The sequence below is a fragment of the Micromonospora cabrerizensis genome, assembly GCF_022230955.1.
In the GTDB taxonomy this organism is placed as follows: Bacteria; Actinomycetota; Actinomycetes; order Mycobacteriales; family Micromonosporaceae; genus Micromonospora; species Micromonospora cabrerizensis.
Genome location: NZ_JAKKFI010000062.1, coordinates 1 through 16,988, shown reverse-complemented (window position 1 = coordinate 16,988; position 16,988 = coordinate 1). Strand labels below are relative to the sequence as shown.

Genomic DNA, 16,988 nt, shown 5'->3' with positions numbered 1-16,988 from the left:
CAGCCACCCCGCGCCGGGGTTACCAGGCTCACCCGTGGCCGGCACCCGCCAGCGACGTCGACGTGCGGGGGGCTCGGCCTGGACAGCGACGGCTCGCGGCCTCGACAGGCCGGACCGGTCGGATCGCGCTAGGCTGACCGGGTGGATCGTGCCGAACTGTCCATCACGCTACACCGGACGGGCGACGAAGCTGTGCTTCGCCTGGCCGGTGAGATCGACATGCTCACGGCCGCGCAGCTCTCGACCGTGGTCAACGAGGTGCTGGCCGACCCGCCGCCGAAGATCGTCCTCGACCTCGGCGGCGTGACCTTCTGCGACTCGCAGGGCCTGGGCACCCTCGTCGTGCTCAGCCGCAAGGCCAGCCACGCGCAGAGCCTGCTGATGCTGACCCACGTGGGCGACTTCCTCATCCGCGTCCTGGACATCACCGGCCTCCGCAGCGCCCTGATGATCCGCAACGACCTGCCCACCGGCTGACCCGCCCCGCACCGTCAGGCGGTGTTGCCCCAGCGGGCCTGCTCCAACATGCTCACCGCCCGGTCACGGGCCTCCACGTCGTCGGACCGCAGCAGGGTGGTCGCCTCGTCGACCGCCTCGGTGAGCCTCCGCCACTGCGTGTCGCGCTCCCGGACCAGGTCGGACTGGGCGGCCAACTGCCGGGTCTTCACCCACAACTCCACGAAGACCGACACCTTGGCGCGCAGCACCCACGGGTCGAACGGCTTGGTCAGGTAGTCCACCGCGCCCACCTGGTAACCCCGGAGAGCAAGCTGGGCGTCCCGGTCAGCGGCGGTCAGGAAGATGATCGGCACGTGCCTGGTCCGCTCGCGGCGCTTGATGTGACTCGCCGTCTCGAAGCCGTCCATGTCCGGCATCTGCGCGTCCAGCAGGATCACCGCGAAGTCGTCCACCAGCAGCTGCTTGAGGGCCGCCTCACCGCTCTCCACCGCCACGGACTGGACCGGCAGGCCCTGGAGGATCGCCTCCAGGGCCGTCAGATTCTGCCGCCGGTCGTCCACGAGCAGCGCCTTGGCCATCTGGGTCACGAAGTCTCCTCGGTCCGGCTGCCGTTGATCCAGGACGACATCAGCTCGATCAGGTCGTCCAGGTCGACCGGCTTGGTGATGTAGTCGCTGCCCCCGGCAGCGAGCGCCGACTCCCGATCACCCGGCATCGCCTTCGCGGTCAGGAAGACCACCGGCAGGTCGGCGAAGCGGTGGTTACGGCGAATCTGGCGCGTCGTCTCGTAGCCGTCCTGGTCGGGCATCATGGCGTCCATCAGCACGATGTCCACCTCCGGATGCTCGGCCAACAGGCGGACACCGTCCGCGCCGTTGTCCGAGTACAGCACGGTCATCCCGTGCAGCTCCAACGCGCTGGTCAAGGCGAAGACGTTGCGGACGTCGTCATCCACGATCAGCACGGTGGCACCGTCCAGTTGACGGGTCGCCGGTGCCTCCGGCCGCTCCAACAGCTCCATCGGGGGCATCAGCAGCGACGACGGCAGACCGGCGCGCTGCGGCGACGGGGGCTGCGGCGCCACCACGGCGTCCGGAGCCAGCACCTGCGGCACGAACAGGGTGAAGGTCGAGCCCTGACCGGGCGCGGACGACACGGTGATGGTGCCGCCGATCAGCCGGGCCAGATCGCGGCTGATCGACAGGCCCAGGCCAGTGCCGCCGTAGCGGCGACTGGTCGTGCCGTCCGCCTGCTGGAACGCCTCGAAGATGATCGACAACTTGTCGTCGGAGATGCCGATCCCGGTGTCGATCACGGTGAACGCGATCACCTGCTGGGCGTTGGTCAGCGCCGGCACGTCGAAGACCGCGTTCTCCGCCGCCGGGGCGATCCGCAGCGTCACCGCACCGTTGTCGGTGAACTTCACCGCGTTGGAGAGCAGGTTGCGAAGGATCTGCTGCAACCGCTGTGCGTCGGTCACCAGCGCCGGCGGCAGGTCCTTGCTGACCCGTACCTGGAAGTCCAGGTTCTTCTCCTCGGCCTGCGGCGCGAACGCCTGCTCGACGTAGCCGCGCAGCTCGGCGAAACGGATCTCGGTCGGCTCGACGTCCATCCGACCCGCCTCGATCTTGGACAGGTCGAGGATGTCGTCGATCAGGCGCAGCAGGTCCGAGCCGGATCCGTGGATCGTCCGGGCGAACTCGATCTGCTTCGGGCTGAGGTTCTGCTCCGAGTTCTCCGCCAGCAGACGGGCCAACAGCAGCAACGAGTTCAGCGGCGTACGCAGCTCGTGGCTCATGTTGGCCAGGAACTCGGACTTGTAGGCCGAGGCCCGCGTCAACTGCTGCGCCTTCTCCTCCAGGCCGAGCCGGGCCAGCTCGATCTCCCGGTTCTTCGTCTCGATGTTGCCCTTCTGCTCGGAGAGCAGAGTGGCCTTCTCCTCCAGCTCGGCGTTGGTGCGCTGCAACTCCGCCGACTGCTCCTGCATCTCGTGCGCCAGCCGCTGCGACTGGGCCAGCAGCTCCTCCGTACGCCGGTTGGCCTGGATGGTGTTGACCGCGATGCCGATGGTGAGCACCAGCCGCTCCAGGAACGCCAGGTGCAGGTCCGAGAAGGCCGACACGCTGGCGAACTCGATCACGCCGAGCAGCTCGCCCTCGAAGAGCACGGGGAGCACCACCAGGTCGGACGGGGGTGTCTCGGCCAGGCCGGAACGCAGGGTGAGCCGGCTGTTCGGGGAGGCGCTGACCCGGATCGTGCGGCGGGACAGCGCGGTCTGCCCGACCAGCCCCTCGCCCGGCCCGAAGGTGACGTCGGTGCCCCGCGCCACGTACCCGTACGAGGAGGTCAGCCGCAGCCGCATGCTGCCGTCGGTGTCGTCGGCCAGGAAGAAGGCACCGAGCTGGGCTTCTACCAGCGGGGTCACCTCCGTCATGATCATGCGGCAGACCTCGCCGAGGTCGCGCTGGCCCTGCAACAGGCCGCCGATGCGGGCCAGGTTGGAGTCCAGCCAGCCCTGCTCGGCGTTCTTCTTCGTCGTCTCCCGGAGGGTGACGATCATCTGGTTGATGTTGTCCTTCAGCTCGGCGACCTCGCCCTGCGCCTTGACGGCGATCCGCTGGGTCAGGTCACCCCGGGTCACCGACGTGGACACCTGGGCGATGGCCCGCAACTGCGTGGTCAGCGTCGAGGCGAGCTGGTTGACGTTCTCGGTGAGGTCCCGCCAGGTGCCACTGACACCCTTCACCTGGGCCTGACCGCCGAGCTTGCCCTCGATGCCGACCTCGCGGGCGACCCGGGTCACCTCGTCGGCGAACGACGACAACTGGTCGACCATCGTGTTGACCGTCGACTTCAGTTCCAGGATCTCGCCCTGGGCGTCCACCGTGATCTTCTGCGACAGGTCACCCTTCGCCACGGCGGTGGTCACCGAGGCGATGTTGCGGACCTGGCTGGTCAGGTTCGACGCCATCGAGTTGACGTTGTCGGTCAGGTCCCGCCAGGTGCCACTGACACCCTTCACCTGCGCCTGTCCGCCGAGCTTGCCCTCGGTGCCCACCTCGCGGGCCACCCGGGTCACCTCGTCGGCGAACGACGACAACTGGTCCACCATCGTGTTGACCGTCGACTTCAGCTCCAGGATCTCGCCCCGCGCGTCCACCGTGATCTTCTGCGACAGGTCACCCTTCGCCACTGCCGTGGAGACCTGGGCGATGTTACGGACCTGGGCGGTCAGGTTCGACGCCATCGAGTTCACGTTGTCGGTCAGGTCCCGCCAGGTGCCGGCGACGCCGCGTACCTGGGCCTGCCCACCGAGCTTGCCCTCGGTGCCCACCTCGCGGGCCACCCGGGTCACCTCGTCGGCGAACGACGACAACTGGTCCACCATCGTGTTGACCGTCGACTTCAGCTCCAGGATCTCGCCCCGCGCATCCACCGTGATCTTCTGCGACAGGTCACCCTTCGCCACCGCCGTGGTCACCGAGGCGATGTTGCGGACCTGACTGGTCAGGTTCGACGCCATCGAGTTCACGTTGTCGGTCAGGTCCCGCCAGGTGCCGGAAACACCCTTCACCTGCGCCTGCCCGCCCAGGTTGCCCTCGGTGCCCACCTCGCGGGCCACCCGGGTCACCTCGTCGGCGAACGACGACAACTGGTCCACCATCGTGTTGACGGTGTTCTTCAGCTCCAGGATCTCGCCCTGGGCGTCGACGGTGATCTTCTGCGACAGGTCGCCCTTCGCCACCGCGGTGGAGACCTGGGAGATGTTGCGGACCTGGCTGGTCAGATTGCCGGCGAGCTGGTTGACGTTCTCGGTGAGGTCGCGCCAGGTGCCGGAGACGCCCCGCACCTGGGCCTGCCCGCCCAACTTGCCCTCGATGCCCACCTCACGGGCCACCCGGGTCACCTCGTCGGCGAACGACGACAACTGGTCCACCATCGTGTTGACGGTGTCCTTCAGCTCCAGGATCTCGCCCTGCGCCGCCACTGTGATCTTCTGCGACAGGTCGCCGCGCGCCACGGCCGTCGAGACCTGCGCGATGTTACGGACCTGCGCGGTCAGGTTGGACGCCATCGAGTTGACGCTGTCGGTCAGGTCCTTCCACGTGCCGGCCACGTTCGGCACCTCGGCCTGGCCGCCCAGCTTGCCCTCGGTGCCCACCTCACGGGCCACCCGGGTCACCTGCTCGGCGAAGAGCCGCAGCGTGTCGGTGAGGTAGTTCATCGTGGCGGCCAGCTCGGCGACCTCACCACGCGCGCCGACGGTGATCTTCTGCGACAGGTCACCCTTGGCCACCGCAGTCGCCACCTGCGAGATCGACCGCACCTGGCCGGTGAGGTTCGACGCCATGGTGTTCACCGAGTCGGTGAGGTCCTTCCAGGTGCCGGCGACGCCCCGAACGTCGGCCTGGCCGCCCAACTTGCCCTCGGTGCCCACCTCACGGGCCACCCGGGTCACCTCGTTCGAGAACGAGGACAACTGGTCGACCATCGTGTTCACGGTGCGCCCGATGCGCAGGTACTCACCGCGCAGCGGCCGGCCGTCGATCTCCAACGCCATGTGCTGGGACAGGTCGCCGTCCGCCACCGCCACGATGACCCGGGCGATCTCGGTGGTCGGTCGGCCCAGGTCGTCGATCAGCGAGTTGATCGCCCGCTGCCCCTCCGCCCAGGAGCCGTCCAGCCCCTCGTCGTCCAGCCGCTCGGTGAGCCGGCCGTCGCGACCGACGATCCGGCTGATCCGCCGCAGGTCCAGGTACTGCCGCTCCTGGAGTGAGACCACCTCGTTGAAGGCGTCCGCCACCTCGCCCGCCTTGCCGGCGCGGCGGGGAAGCCGGACCTTCAGGTCGCCGCGACCGATCCGTCGCAGTGCCTCGGTCAACTCACCGAGGAGCGCCTCGTGGTCGGGCGCGGACGGATCCGCCACCGACTGCTTCGCCGTGGTCATCATTCCTCGCTCAACTCGGGGGGCGCCGGTCCGTGCGGACACACCGGCACCCCATATTGTGCCCGCGCGAGCCGTAGTGCCAGGGCGCGCGACCCGCCAGGTGGCCCGGATCGCCACCCGGCTGGCGCGACGAGGCCCTGTCCGGCACGGCCCACCGCAGACCTCGCAGCAGTGCCGAACCCACCAGACGGACGCATACCGGTGGAGGGGGCGCCGGCCGGAAGGGCCACTGTCTACTGCAAGCGTTGATACGGTGCGTGCGCTTCCTCCGTCGCGGAGGGAGGCGCAAACTGATGATCGGCTTGGCACCCGGCAGGGGGACGGTGGAGGATACGGGGGTGTCAGCCGAGGCGGGGGCCGCGACGGCCGGGGCCCGGAGCGGGGCCGTCCGGCGTGTGCGCCTGCCCGCAGACCGTCGTACGCCGGCCGCCGCCCGCGCCGTGGTCCGCTCGGTGTTGACCGAGTCACACCTCGACGAGCTGGCCAACGAGGCCCTGCTGCTCACCACCGAGCTGACCACCAACGCCGTCGAGCACGCCCGCACCGAGTTGGACATCGAGGTCGTCGCCGACGAGGTCGGGCTGACCGTCACCGTCTCCGACTTCGCGCCCGGCTCCGGCGACGAGCTGACCGTCGGCACCCGCAACGACTCCATAGAGATCAACGAGGTCTCCGAGCGGGGCCGGGGCCTGCTGCTGGTCGACCATTTCGCCAGCCGCTGGGGCACGACCTACCTGCCCACCGGGAAGGGCGTCTGGTTCCGGCTGGACCGCCCCGGTGCCGACCCGTCGGACGAGGGCACCACCGGTGGCAGCTCGACACCGGCCAGCGCCGGGCCTCCGGTGGGCGCGGACGGGTCCGCGCCGAGCGCCAGCGCGATGAGCGAGCTCATGCAGACCGCCCCTGACCTGTACGCGGACGACCCACTGCCCGACTTCGCCACCAGCCTGCTCAGCCGGGTCGCCGAGATGGTGGGCGCGGCTGGGGGCACGATCCGCCTCGACCGGGGCGACGGGCAGGGCCGCCAGGTGCTGGCCCGCTTCGGTCGGCCGCCCCGCCCCGGCAGCGACCTGCTCCGGGTGCCGTTGACGGTGCACCGCCCGTACGCCGGGGAGCTGGAACTGGACGCGGCGCCGTCGGCGTACGCCCGGCCGTTGGCGGTGCTGACCGCCGAGCGGCTGTCGTTGCACCTGGAGAACGACCGGCTGCGCAGGACCGACGTCCGCCGGCAGGTGTGGCTGACGTTCCTGGCCGAGGCCAGTGAGCTGCTCGCCCAGTCACTGGACGTCGATCTGACCATGGCGCTGGTGCCGCAGTTGGTGGTGCCGCGGCTCGGCCAGTGGTGTGCGGTGCACACCACTGACGAGTGGGGCCGGCTCCGGCTGGCAGCGGCCAGTCACGCCGACGAGTCGATGCTTCCGCAACTGCACAAGGTGCTGGCGGAGACCGGGCCGGACTCGATCCAGGCTCGCCTGCGCGAGGCGTCCCGCAGCGCGGCGCAGATCCCCCTGGGCGGCCCGATGGAGGGTTTCGCGGTGCCGCTGATCGCCCGCGGGCAGCGGCTCGGCACCCTGGCGGTGGGGCGGCACCAGCGACACCGGCACGACCCGGACGAGGTGGCCGTGTTGGAGGACGTGGCCCGCCGGGCCGCGCTGGCCATCGAGAACGCCCGGATCCACGCCGAGCGCCGCCGCGTGGCGCAGACGCTCCAGCAGTCCCTGCTGCCACCGGTGCTGCCGCTGGTGGACGGGATCGGCTTCGCGGCCGAGTACGTCCCGACCGGTGACGACGCCGAGGTGGGCGGCGACTTCTACGACGTGGTGCCGCTGCCCGACGGGCGGTGGCTGGTGGTGATCGGTGACGTCTCGGGCAAGGGTGTCCAGGCCGCTGCGGTGACCGGGCTGGTGCGAGACGTGATCCGGGTGCTGGTCGGCGACGGCAAGCCGTTGCCGGAGGCGTTGGCGCGGCTCAACGAGACGCTGGTCGAGCGGGGTGGCGGCCGGTACTGCACGTTGGCGCTGGCGGCCGTCGGGCCGGGCGAGGGCGACCAGTTGGACGTGTCGCTCCACCTGGCCGGACACGACCGGCCGGTGCTGCTGGCCGGTGCGGGCGGCGCGGGGTTCGTCGGCATCGGCGGCACCGCACTCGGCCTGCTCGACACCATCACCTCGCCGACCGCGAAGATCGCGCTCGCGCCCGGCGACTCGCTGATCTTCTACACCGATGGCGTCACCGAGCGTCGACGGGGCCGGGAGCTGTTCGGCACCGACCGCCTGCGGGACGCGGCTGCGCCCCTGGCCGGGTATTCGGCCGACGTGGTGGCGGCCCGGCTGCGCTCCGCCGCGATCAACTTCTCGGTCGAGCCGCCCCGGGACGACATCGCCATCCTGGTGCTGCGCAACGACGCGACCTGACCGTCGTCCGCGGCACCCACAGCCAGGGCCTGCCCGGTAGATTGACGCTCATGTCGACTGTCGCGCAGGTCAGGTCGTACTCGCGGCCGGCGGTCCGTGCCCTGATCGTCGCGCAGTTCGCGGCCATCGGCGCGTTCCTCGCCGTGCTGCTGCTCTACCTGGGTCGGATGGCGACCGCTGGCGTCGGCCCGGCCGAGATGCTGACCGGCGCGTACGACCCGAAGGACGTGCTGTCCTTCGGGCTCCACGCCGTGGTCGGGATGCTCTACGTGGTGGGCGCGGTGCTCGGCCTGCCGTTGGCAGTCGCCGCGGTGGCGGTGGTCGCCCGGGAGCGTGAAGCCCTGCCCCGGGTAACCCGGGCGCTGCTGCTGACCGGGGCGGTCGGCGGTCTGCTGCTGCTGGTGGTCCGCTTCACCCCACCGCTGCTGGACATGCACAGCTGGTGGATGGACTGACCGACCCGGGCGGGTCGCGCAGACCGCCGGGGAGCCGCCCGGGGCGTCGCGCAGACCGCCGGGGAGCCGCCCGGGGCGTCGCGCAGACCGCCGGGGAGCCGCCCGGGGGCGTCTCACAGACCGCCGGGGAGCCGCCCGGGGGCGAGGCGGTGTTCCGGATCGAGGTGCTCCTTGGCGGCCCGCAGTTGGGCCAGGCCGGCCAGCTCGCCCCACAGGTCGACGGACCTCCGGACAGCCGTCGGCGCGGAGACCACCACGCAGCGGCCCTGCCGGGCCAACAACACCCCGCGGACGGCGGCCAGGATGGACGCCACCCGGTCGGGGGCCATCGCCCCGGGCAGTGCCGCGTGCACCACGCCCAGCCCGGCGGACCCGCGCACCGGCACCGGAGCGCCGGCCGCGTCGCGCAGCGCGTAGACGGCGGCGTGCAGATCACCGATCGGCACCTCCAGGCGCAGCGCCGTGTCGCCCGGCGCGAACGGGTAGCGACGCCACCACGTCGGCGCTGAGTGGCTGATCGTCGCCTCTCCGTGCAGCAGGCCGACCAGGCGCTCGGCGCGTTCGGTGACGTCGGCGGGCCCGCCCTCCAACAGCACCACCAGGCTGCCCGCCCGGGACGGCGCACCGGCCCGGCCGGACATCGACGGGTGACGTTCCCGGGCGGTGGCCGCCGGGTGGCCGGGCGGGTACGGGGTGCGCGGCCGGGGGGTGCCTCCGGGCAGGTCCAGCTCGATGGCCGACGGCTCCAGCCGGGCGGCGAGGATCGTGCGGACCAGGTCGTGCACCTCCAGTGGTGTCCACACCGGGCGGGACACCCAGAGCCGGCTGGCCGGCACCGGCTGCACCCGCAGGGTCGCCGACACCAACACGCCGAGCGCGCCCTGGGAGCCACAGAGCAGCCGGGCCAGGTCGAGCCCGGGCGCGCCACCCCCGGCGCTCACCAACTCGCCGTCGGCGGCGAGGTAGCGGACACCGAGCAGTTGGTCGCACGGGCTGCCGTGGCGGTGGCGCAGCGGGCCGGCCTCGCCCGCCGCGAGCACGCCGCCGAGGGTCGCGCCGGGTGACGGGGCGTCCATCGCCAACCGCTGCCCGGTGCGCTCCAACGTGGCCTGCACCGCCCGCAGTGGAGTGCCGGCACCCACCTCGGCCACCATCGCGCCGACCGGCTCGTGGCCGATGCCGGCCAGCCGGCCGGTGTCGAGCATGATGTCGACCTGCACCGGCGTGGCACCCCAGTCGATCTTCGTGCCGGCACCTCTGGGCACCACCGCCAGGTCGTGCGCGGCGGCCAGCCGCAGCACCTCGGCGGCGGCGTGCGGGCCGCCCGGCACCGCCACCCACCGCGCCGGCCGCCCCGCCACCTCGTCGGCCGGCCCACCCAGCCGGGAGAACGGTGGGCCGCAGATCGCCGCCAACCGCCGGGTGACTTCGAGGGCGCCGGACCGGCCGAGGGAACTCGCTGCTGCCGCCATGGCGCTCATCGTACATGTGTTCGAAAGGCGTGGTGGGGACTATCGGGATGCCGCTGGTCCGGCGTACAGCGGGTGCTGGCCGGTAACGTGGCCGCCGTGACCACCGAGACTGCCCCGCCCGCGGCGAAGCGGGTGCCCAGCGAGCGCACCCACCACGGCGACACCGTCGTCGACGAGTACGCGTGGCTCGCCGCCAAGGACGACCCGGAGACGATCGCCTACCTGACCGCCGAGAACGCGTACACCGACGCGCGTACGGCTCACCTGGCCGATCTACGCACCACGCTGTTCGAGGAGACCCGCCAGCGCACCAGGGAGACCGACCTGTCCGTGCCGACCCGCAAGGGCGGGCACTGGTACTACACCCGGACGGTCGAGGGCCAGCAGTACGGGGTGCACTGCCGGCGTGCGGTCCGCGACGGCGAGATCGAGCCGCCGGTCAGCGCCGACGGCGCCCCGCTCGACGGCGAGGAGGTGCTGCTCGACGGCAACCTGCTGGCCGAGGGGCACGACTTCTTCTCGCTGGGCGCGTTCGACGTCAGCCCGGACGGCCGCTGGCTGGCCTACTCCACCGACTTCTCCGGCGACGAGCGGTTCACCCTGCGCGTGAAGGACCTGACCACCGGCGAGTTGCTGCCCGACGAGGTGCCCGACACCTTCTACGGCAGCGCCTGGTCGACCGACGCCTCGGTGCTGTTCTACGTGACCGTGGACGACGCCTGGCGGCCGAACCGGGTCTGGCGGCACACCGTCGGCTCGGCCGCCGCCGACGACGTGGTGGTCCACCAGGAGGACGACGAGCGGTTCTGGGTCGGCGTGGAGCTGACCCGGTCGGAGAAGTTCATCCTGATCGACATCCACAGCAAGGTGACCAGCGAGGTGCTGGTGATTCCCGCCGGCAACCCGACGGGCGCGCCGGCCGTGATCGCCCCCCGACGACAGGGCGTGGAGTACGCGGTGGAGCACCACGGCCACCGTTTCCTGATCCTGCACAACGACGGTGCGGAGGACTTCGCGCTGGCGTTCACCTCCGCGGACGCGCCGGGCGACTGGGTGCCGGTGATCGAGCACACCCCCGGCACCCGGCTGGAGGCCGTGGACGCCTTCGCCAACCACCTCGTCGTGTCACTGCGCACCGACGGGCTCACCGGGCTGCGGGTGTTGCCGGTGGGCAGCGACGACTCGTACGACATCGACTTCCCCGAACCGCTGTACAGCGTCGGCCTGGACGCCAACCCGGAATACCGCACCGGGCAGGTCCGCCTGCGGTACTCGTCGCTGGTCACCCCCGACTCGGTGTACGACTACGACCTGGTCACGCGGCAGATGGTGCTGCGCAAGCAGAAGCCGGTGCTGCCCGGGCCGGACGGACGGCCGTACGACCCCGCCGAGTACGAGCAGCACCGTGACTGGGCACTCGCCGACGACGGCACCCGGGTGCCGATCTCACTGGTCTGCCGCGTGGGCACGCCCCGGGACGGCTCGGCACCCTGTGAGCTGTACGGCTACGGCTCGTACGAGGCCAGCATGGACCCGTGGTTCTCGGTGGCCCGTCTGTCCCTGCTGGACCGGGGCGTGGTCTTCGCCGTGGCGCACACCCGGGGTGGCGGTGAGCTGGGTCGGCGCTGGTACGACCAGGGCAAGATGCTGGCCAAGAAGAACACCTTCACCGACTTCGTCGCCTGCGCCCGCCATCTGGTCAAGGCCGGTTGGACGGCCAGCGACCGCCTGGTCGCGCGGGGCGCGTCGGCCGGCGGCCTCCTGATGGGCGCGGTCGCCAACCTCGCGCCGGACGCCTTCACCGGGATCGTCGCGCAGGTGCCGTTCGTGGACGCGCTCACCTCGATCCTCGACCCGTCGCTGCCGCTGACCGTCACCGAGTGGGAGGAGTGGGGCAACCCGCTGGAAGACCCCGAGGTGTACGCGTACATGAAGTCCTACACGCCGTACGAGAACGTGACGGCGGTGGACTACCCGGCGATCCTCGCGGTGACCAGCCTCAACGACACCCGGGTGCTCTACTCGGAGCCGGCGAAGTGGATCGCCCGGCTGCGGTCGGTCGCCCCGGGCGGCGAGTACCTGCTGAAGACCGAGATGGGTGCCGGGCACGGCGGTCCGAGCGGCCGCTACGACTCCTGGCGCGAGGAGGCCTTCATCAACGCCTGGATCCTGGACCGGATCGGCCGCGCCTGATCAGGCCCGCACCGGCGCGATTCGCGCTCGATCGTGGAAGTAGTCCCCTCGGCGGCCCGAGGAGGCCACGACTTCCACGATCGGGCGCGATCATGAATGGGTCGCGCCTGAACGAGCGCCGCGCGGCCTGGCGTTCCCGGGCCCAGGCCGATGTCGGGGCCTAGACTTCCGGGGTGACCGGGACCACGGAGGGTGACGACGGAGCCGCCGAGGACGTCCGCCGGCCGAGCGTCGCGGCGGTGGCGCGGGACCGCCGGGTCTGGCTGATCCTCGCGGTGGTCGCCGGCCTCCTGGTGTGCTGCTGCTCGGCGGTGGTCGGCACGCTGGTCGCACTCTCCGCCGGGCTGCTCACCGCCTGACCGGGCCGAACGCGCGGCGGCTCAGGTCGTGCGCAGCTCGTCCAGGGCCGTGCTGGCGCGCAGGAAGAGCAGGCCGACGCCGACCGTCACCAGCACCGCCACCAACGCGCCGACGCCGAGCCAGGCCAACTGCTCCAGAGGTACGGCGACCGCGCGCTGGACCGCGGCAGTGTGCACGATCCGGGTGTACTGCTCCCGGGTGGCGGGGTCGTCGCAGAGCGCCGCCGTGGCCTCGCAGACCTCCGTCGACGAGACGCCCGTCGACGCCTCCGCGGCGAGCCCTCGGCCGAGCATGGTGCCCACGGTGAGCGCGAGCAGGATCGCCGGCACCGCAGGGGCCAGCGCCTGCCAGGCCACCGAACGGCTCAGCGTCGCTCGGGGCACCCCGGTGGCGACCAACGCGGCGTAGGCGCGTCGGCGGGCGACGATCCCCTCGACCAGCGCGACGATCAGCCCACCCGTCGCGATCAGGATGGCCACCGCGACCGCGGCGTCGACCAGATCCATGGTGGACAGATAGAACGAGTCGGGGACCACGTCCGCACCGGCGAACTGCTTCTGCTCCCGCTCGAGCTGGTCCCTGGTGGCGAAGTAGGCCCGTTGGGCGGCGGCACCCGCGCCAAAGATCAGGACGGCCAGCAGCGCCGCGAACGTACGGCTGCCCGCCCACGGGTCGGCCATCAACCGGCCCGCCGCCAGCAGCGCCGCTGGCCGGCGGGCGTGCCGACGCAACAACCGCCCGCAGTGGTACGAGATCCAGCCGGTGCCGAGCACCACCCCGGACATCGCCGCGAACGCACCCACCGTGAACAGCAGCGGCACCAGCCAGCCGAGCACCTCGGCGTTGGCGTCGAACTGGTACATCACCGGCCCGACCGCGAGAAACGAGGCCAGGCCCAGCCCGATCAGGAGCCCGGCCCACGGGCCCGGACCACGCTCGCGGACGGCCCTGCGGCTGACCCCGAGCGGGCTCATGGTGACCGTACGCAGCATCAGGGCGGTGGCCAGTGCCGCGACGACCGGCAGACCGAGCACCACCGCGGCCACCGCTGCGGGCGACGGCAGCACGTCGGTCGGCAGGGCCAGCTGACCTCGCGCGTCCGGTCGGTGCAGCACCTCGCGGCCGACCAGGTAGGCACCCAGCCCGACCACCGTGCCGAGCAGAGCGGCCACGGCGGTCTCCAGCACCGCCAACCGGGTGACCTGGCCGGGCGTGGCGCCAGCAAGCCGGATCGCCGCCAACCGGCGATCCCGCGCCGGCGCGCCGAGCCGCGCGCACTGACCGGCCAGCGCCAGCACCGGAATCATCAGCATGAGCAGCGCGAACGCCGTCCCGCCGCGCAACCCGGGCTCCGCGAGCAGCGCGTTGTGGTACTGCTCCGACAACCGGTACCGGTTGTCATCCGTCGCCATCGGCTTGGGGATGGCCAACACGGTGAGCGCCGCGAGCCCGGCCAGAGTCGCCAGCAGGACGCTGAGGGCGGTGAGCACCACCCGGGCGGTGTCGGTGCCACTGCCGGCGAGCGCGAGCCGGACCAGCGTCGCCGGTCTCACCGCGTGCCGCCGGCCAGCGGCACGTCGAGCCCCAGGCCCGTGTGGTCGACCAGGCCGTCGCGCAACACGATCTCCCGATCGGCGTACGCGGCGATCCGCGGCTCGTGGGTGATCAGCACGACGGCGGTGCGCTGCTCACGGGCGAGCCGGACCAGATGGGTCAACACCTGCTCACCCGTGAGCGTGTCCAGCGAACCGGTCGGCTCGTCGGCGAAGAGCACCCGCGGCTCGGTCACCAACGCCCGGGCGGTGGCGCACCGCTGCTGCTGACCACCGGACATCTCACCTGGCCGGAGGTCGGCCAACTCCCCCACACCGAACCGGTCCAGCCAGGTCAGCGCCGCCGTCCGCGCCTCTCGCCGCCCCGTGCCGGCGAGGAGCAGGGGCAGTGCGACGTTTTCCGCCGCGGTCAACTCGGCGACCAGTTGGCCGAACTGGAACAGCACCCCGAACTCGGTGCGCCGCAACCGGGAACGGGCCGCCTCCGACCAAGTGTCGATGCGCTGCCCCTGCCAGGTGACCTCACCAGCGTCCGGCCGGAGGATCCCGGCCAGGCAGTGCAGCAGTGTCGACTTGCCGCAGCCGCTCGGGCCGGTGACGGCGACGATCTCACCCTCGGCCACGTCGAGCGTCACGCCGCGCAGCGCGGGTGTCGGGCCGTACGCCCGAACCACGCCGCGAGCCTGGAGTTGCGTCACGGGTGCACCTCCCGGTGCCAGTCGGCGACCCGGCCCAGAGTGGCGTGCAGCCACCGAAGGTCCGCGTCGAGGTGGGCGATCGCGAAGTCGGCAGCGACCACGTCGCTGAGAGTGGCGGCCGGGTCGGCCTTGACCGCGGTCAACTCACGCAGTCGTGCGGTGTGCGCGGCGCGCTGGGCGATCAGGTAGGACCGGGCCCGGTCGACGTCGGCGACCAGGAGCGCCACCACGACCTTGGCGAAGAGCGTGCTGGCCACGTACGGCATGGGTGGTTCCACAGTGGCCAGCCACCCCCGCATCGTTGATCATGAAGTTAGTGCCACGACACGCCGCGCGGGCAAGCAATAACTTCATGATCGACGGACGGGACGGGACGGGACGGGACGGGACGGGGTTGGGGTTAGGGGTTGGTGGGCCAGGTGGGGGTTCGGCCGGTCTGGGTCAGGAGGTGGGCCAGGTCGAGCGGCGGGACCAGGTCGGGAGTTGCGGTTGGAGCGGAGGGTGGGTCGGCGAAGACGCCCATCTTGCGGGCGGTGGGGCCCAACTGCTCGACCAGCCCGTGCAGCTCGGCGACCGCCTCCGGGGCCGGCTGGTAGGGCTGGCCGGTGGCGACGGCGAGGTCCCAGCCGTGCACGGTCAGGTCCAGCAGCGCCATGCCACCGATGACGGTCTGCGGCATACCCATGCCCGGCGACACGCCCTCCAGGGTCGACGGGTCCGACCAGGCGGCGACCAGCCGCCCGGTCTCCGCCTCGAACCGGTCCCGCCAGCCATCGCCCAGGTGGTCGGGCTTCTCGGCCCACTCCACCGGCCGCTTCACCGCCAACGCCTGGAAGTTGACCACCACGTCGAAGAGGTGGTTGAGCAGATCACGGACCACGTAGTCGCGGCACGGGGTGGGCAGATCGAACTGGTCGTCGGCGATGCCACGCACCACGTCGACGGTTCGCGGCGCGGCAGCCGCCAGCAGGTCGCTAGTCTGAGTGGTCATAGGGCCAGCGTATGAGGGTGGTCTTGAATAAATGCGACAGCGACCGCGTGGCGACAGCCGGGGGATTCTCGACCCCGGGCGGATGCTGCGCGAGGTGCGCTTCCGTCGGCACCTGCCGGCGGAGCCGCTACGCCGGTGGGTCGAGCACTACTGGTTGATCGACTGGGCGTTGAGCACACCGTTCGAGCAGCGGGTGGTGCCGCACCCGGCGGTGAACGTGGTGTTCCAGCGGGACGGCGACGGGCCCGAGTCCGGCGAGGTGGCCGGGGTGGGCCTCGACCTGTTCCGGATCACGCTCACCGGCACCGGCCGGGTGGGCGGGGTGCAGTTCCGCCCCGGCGGCTTCCACGCGTTCTGGCGCCAGCCGGTCAGTGAGCTGAACGGCCGCCGGGTGCCACTGCCCACGGGCCGGCTGGCACGTCCCGACCACCCGGTGTGCGCCGCCGACGACGACGAGCGGTGCCACGCCATCGACGCCCTGCTCACCTCCTGGGACCCGGCACCGGACCCGATGGCCGACGAGGCCATCCGGTTGGCCGAGGCGATCCGCGCCGACCGGACGGTGCTGCGGGTCGACGACTTCGCGGCGCGGCACGACCTTCCGGTCCGCCGGTTGCAGCGGCTCTTCCTCGAGTACGTGGGGGTAGGGCCGAAGTGGGTGATCCGCCGCTACCGGCTCCAGGAGGCCGTCGAACAGGCCGCGGGTGGCCCACTCAAATGGGCGACCCTCGCCGCCGACCTGGGTTACAGCGATCAGGCCCACCTGGTGCGCGACTTCACCGCCGTGGCCGGGGTGTCACCCGCCGCGTACGCCCGCTCGGTGCACTGAGCCCGCGCCCGCTCAGCGCCGGCGCAGGACGACCACGGCGACGTCGTCCTGGATCTCCGGTGGGGCCAACTCCATCAGCATTCGGGCGCAGAAGCGGTCCAGGTCGTCGTCGACCGTGGCGGAGACCGCGGCGAGCGCGGCCATCCCCTCGTCGATGGTCGCGTCCCGCCGCTCGATCAGCCCGTCGGTGTAGAACACCAGCGTCGCCCCGGCCGGCAGCACGAACTCCAGGTCGGCGGGGCGTGGCGCACGGACGCCGAGCAGCGGCGCGGAGTGCTGCACGAACTCGACCTTGCCGTCCATGCTGAGCACCGGCGGAAGGTGCCCGGCGCTGGCCAGCCGGACCCGCCCGGTCGGTGGGTGCAGCAGGAGTACGCAGAGCGTGGCGATCTCGTTGGGCAGCAGTGTCCGCATCAGCTCGTTGCCCCGGTGCAGGATCTCTCCGGGCCGGTGCCCCTCGACCGCGTCCGCCCGCCCCGCTTGTCGCACCTCGGCTATCCCCGGCGCCGCTTGGCGCGCAGTGGCCGTCCCCCTCCCCAGTCGCCAGCCCTGGGTTCCCGCCCAGCATCACCCGCTCGGAGAATCCCCTCCCCCCACCCGCCTGCGCCCTGGCCCC

General features: G+C 71.8%; 13 protein-coding genes and 1 pseudogene. 6 read left to right on the top strand and 8 right to left on the bottom strand.

What is annotated here, in order from left to right; genetic code table 11:
* Positions 1–141 precede the first annotated feature (141 nt).
* Entirely contained in the window at positions 142–477 is a 336-nt protein-coding gene (locus LADH09A_RS14740; RefSeq protein WP_238645677.1) for an STAS domain-containing protein, read from the top strand.
* A 14-nt stretch (positions 478–491) separates the two neighbouring features.
* Here the strand turns inward: LADH09A_RS14740 and LADH09A_RS14735 are convergent, their stop codons facing one another.
* The gene (locus LADH09A_RS14735; RefSeq protein ID WP_238645676.1) at positions 492–1,046 is read right to left on the bottom strand and encodes a response regulator; all 555 of its coding nucleotides are present in this window, start codon (positions 1,044–1,046) and stop codon (positions 492–494) included.
* The gene (locus LADH09A_RS14730; protein ID WP_238645674.1) at positions 1,043–5,407 is read right to left on the bottom strand and encodes a HAMP domain-containing protein; all 4,365 of its coding nucleotides are present in this window, start codon (positions 5,405–5,407) and stop codon (positions 1,043–1,045) included. The genes LADH09A_RS14735 and LADH09A_RS14730 overlap by 4 nt, the downstream gene beginning before the upstream one ends.
* A 338-nt stretch (positions 5,408–5,745) precedes the next feature.
* On the opposite strand from LADH09A_RS14730, the gene LADH09A_RS14725 reads away from it, so the two are divergent.
* Entirely contained in the window at positions 5,746–7,821 is a 2,076-nt protein-coding gene (locus LADH09A_RS14725; protein ID WP_372492271.1) for a SpoIIE family protein phosphatase, read from the top strand.
* Positions 7,822–7,871: 50 nt separating this feature from the next.
* Complete coding sequence (locus tag LADH09A_RS14720; RefSeq protein ID WP_238645672.1) at positions 7,872–8,276, top strand: hypothetical protein; 405 nt, start codon at positions 7,872–7,874, stop codon at positions 8,274–8,276.
* Between the two features lie 113 nt (positions 8,277–8,389).
* Here LADH09A_RS14720 and LADH09A_RS14715 read toward each other — a convergent pair whose 3' ends face one another.
* Entirely contained in the window at positions 8,390–9,748 is a 1,359-nt protein-coding gene (locus LADH09A_RS14715) for an FAD-binding oxidoreductase (RefSeq protein WP_238645671.1), read from the bottom strand.
* A 96-nt stretch (positions 9,749–9,844) separates the two neighbouring features.
* On the opposite strand from LADH09A_RS14715, the gene LADH09A_RS14710 reads away from it, so the two are divergent.
* Both LADH09A_RS14710 and LADH09A_RS14705 read left to right on the top strand, forming a co-directional pair.
* On the top strand, positions 9,845–11,941 hold the full coding sequence (locus LADH09A_RS14710) for a S9 family peptidase (protein WP_238645670.1): 2,097 nt from the start codon (positions 9,845–9,847) through the stop codon (positions 11,939–11,941).
* 173 nt (positions 11,942–12,114) lie between these two features.
* Entirely contained in the window at positions 12,115–12,300 is a 186-nt protein-coding gene (locus LADH09A_RS14705; RefSeq protein ID WP_238645669.1) for a hypothetical protein, read from the top strand.
* Positions 12,301–12,321: 21 nt separating this feature from the next.
* On the opposite strand, the gene LADH09A_RS14700 is transcribed toward LADH09A_RS14705, so the two are convergent.
* The 4 genes and pseudogenes from LADH09A_RS14700 to LADH09A_RS14685 all read right to left on the bottom strand — a co-directional run bounded on the left by LADH09A_RS14700 (position 12,322) and on the right by LADH09A_RS14685 (position 15,543).
* Positions 12,322–13,854, bottom strand: a complete 1,533-nt coding sequence (locus LADH09A_RS14700) for an FtsX-like permease family protein (RefSeq protein WP_238645668.1) — start codon at positions 13,852–13,854, stop codon at positions 12,322–12,324.
* A complete protein-coding gene (locus tag LADH09A_RS14695; protein WP_238645667.1) occupies positions 13,851–14,552 on the bottom strand; it encodes an ABC transporter ATP-binding protein in 702 nt (233 codons plus the stop codon). The genes LADH09A_RS14700 and LADH09A_RS14695 overlap by 4 nt, the downstream gene beginning before the upstream one ends.
* Positions 14,549–14,842 (bottom strand): annotated as a pseudogene (locus tag LADH09A_RS14690) (PadR family transcriptional regulator); the annotation flags it as partial. The pseudogene LADH09A_RS14690 and the gene LADH09A_RS14695, both read right to left, overlap by 4 nt.
* Positions 14,843–14,952: 110 nt before the next feature.
* The gene (locus LADH09A_RS14685) at positions 14,953–15,543 is read right to left on the bottom strand and encodes a TIGR03086 family metal-binding protein (RefSeq protein WP_238645666.1); all 591 of its coding nucleotides are present in this window, start codon (positions 15,541–15,543) and stop codon (positions 14,953–14,955) included.
* A 31-nt stretch (positions 15,544–15,574) separates the two neighbouring features.
* Between LADH09A_RS14685 and LADH09A_RS14680 the strand changes: the two genes are divergently transcribed.
* On the top strand, positions 15,575–16,372 hold the full coding sequence (locus LADH09A_RS14680) for a helix-turn-helix domain-containing protein (RefSeq protein ID WP_238645665.1): 798 nt from the start codon (positions 15,575–15,577) through the stop codon (positions 16,370–16,372).
* A 12-nt stretch (positions 16,373–16,384) separates the two neighbouring features.
* Here the strand turns inward: LADH09A_RS14680 and LADH09A_RS14675 are convergent, their stop codons facing one another.
* Positions 16,385–16,861 carry a PP2C family protein-serine/threonine phosphatase gene (locus LADH09A_RS14675; RefSeq protein ID WP_238645664.1) on the bottom strand — a complete coding sequence of 159 codons (477 nt, stop codon included), beginning with the start codon at positions 16,859–16,861 and terminating at the stop codon, positions 16,385–16,387.
* Positions 16,862–16,988: the final 127 nt, after the last annotated feature.

Excerpts from the sequence above, each read along its gene's own strand:
- LADH09A_RS14720 (WP_238645672.1), top strand. The coding sequence starts at position 7,872 with ATGTCGACTGTCGCGCAGGTCAGGTCGTACTCGCGGCCGGCGGTCCGT.
- LADH09A_RS14730 (WP_238645674.1), bottom strand. The coding sequence starts at position 5,407 with ATGACCACGGCGAAGCAGTCGGTGGCGGATCCGTCCGCGCCCGACCAC.
- LADH09A_RS14685 (WP_238645666.1), bottom strand. The coding sequence starts at position 15,543 with ATGACCACTCAGACTAGCGACCTGCTGGCGGCTGCCGCGCCGCGAACC.
- LADH09A_RS14680 (WP_238645665.1), top strand. The coding sequence starts at position 15,575 with ATGCGACAGCGACCGCGTGGCGACAGCCGGGGGATTCTCGACCCCGGG.
- LADH09A_RS14715 (WP_238645671.1), bottom strand. The coding sequence starts at position 9,748 with ATGGCGGCAGCAGCGAGTTCCCTCGGCCGGTCCGGCGCCCTCGAAGTC.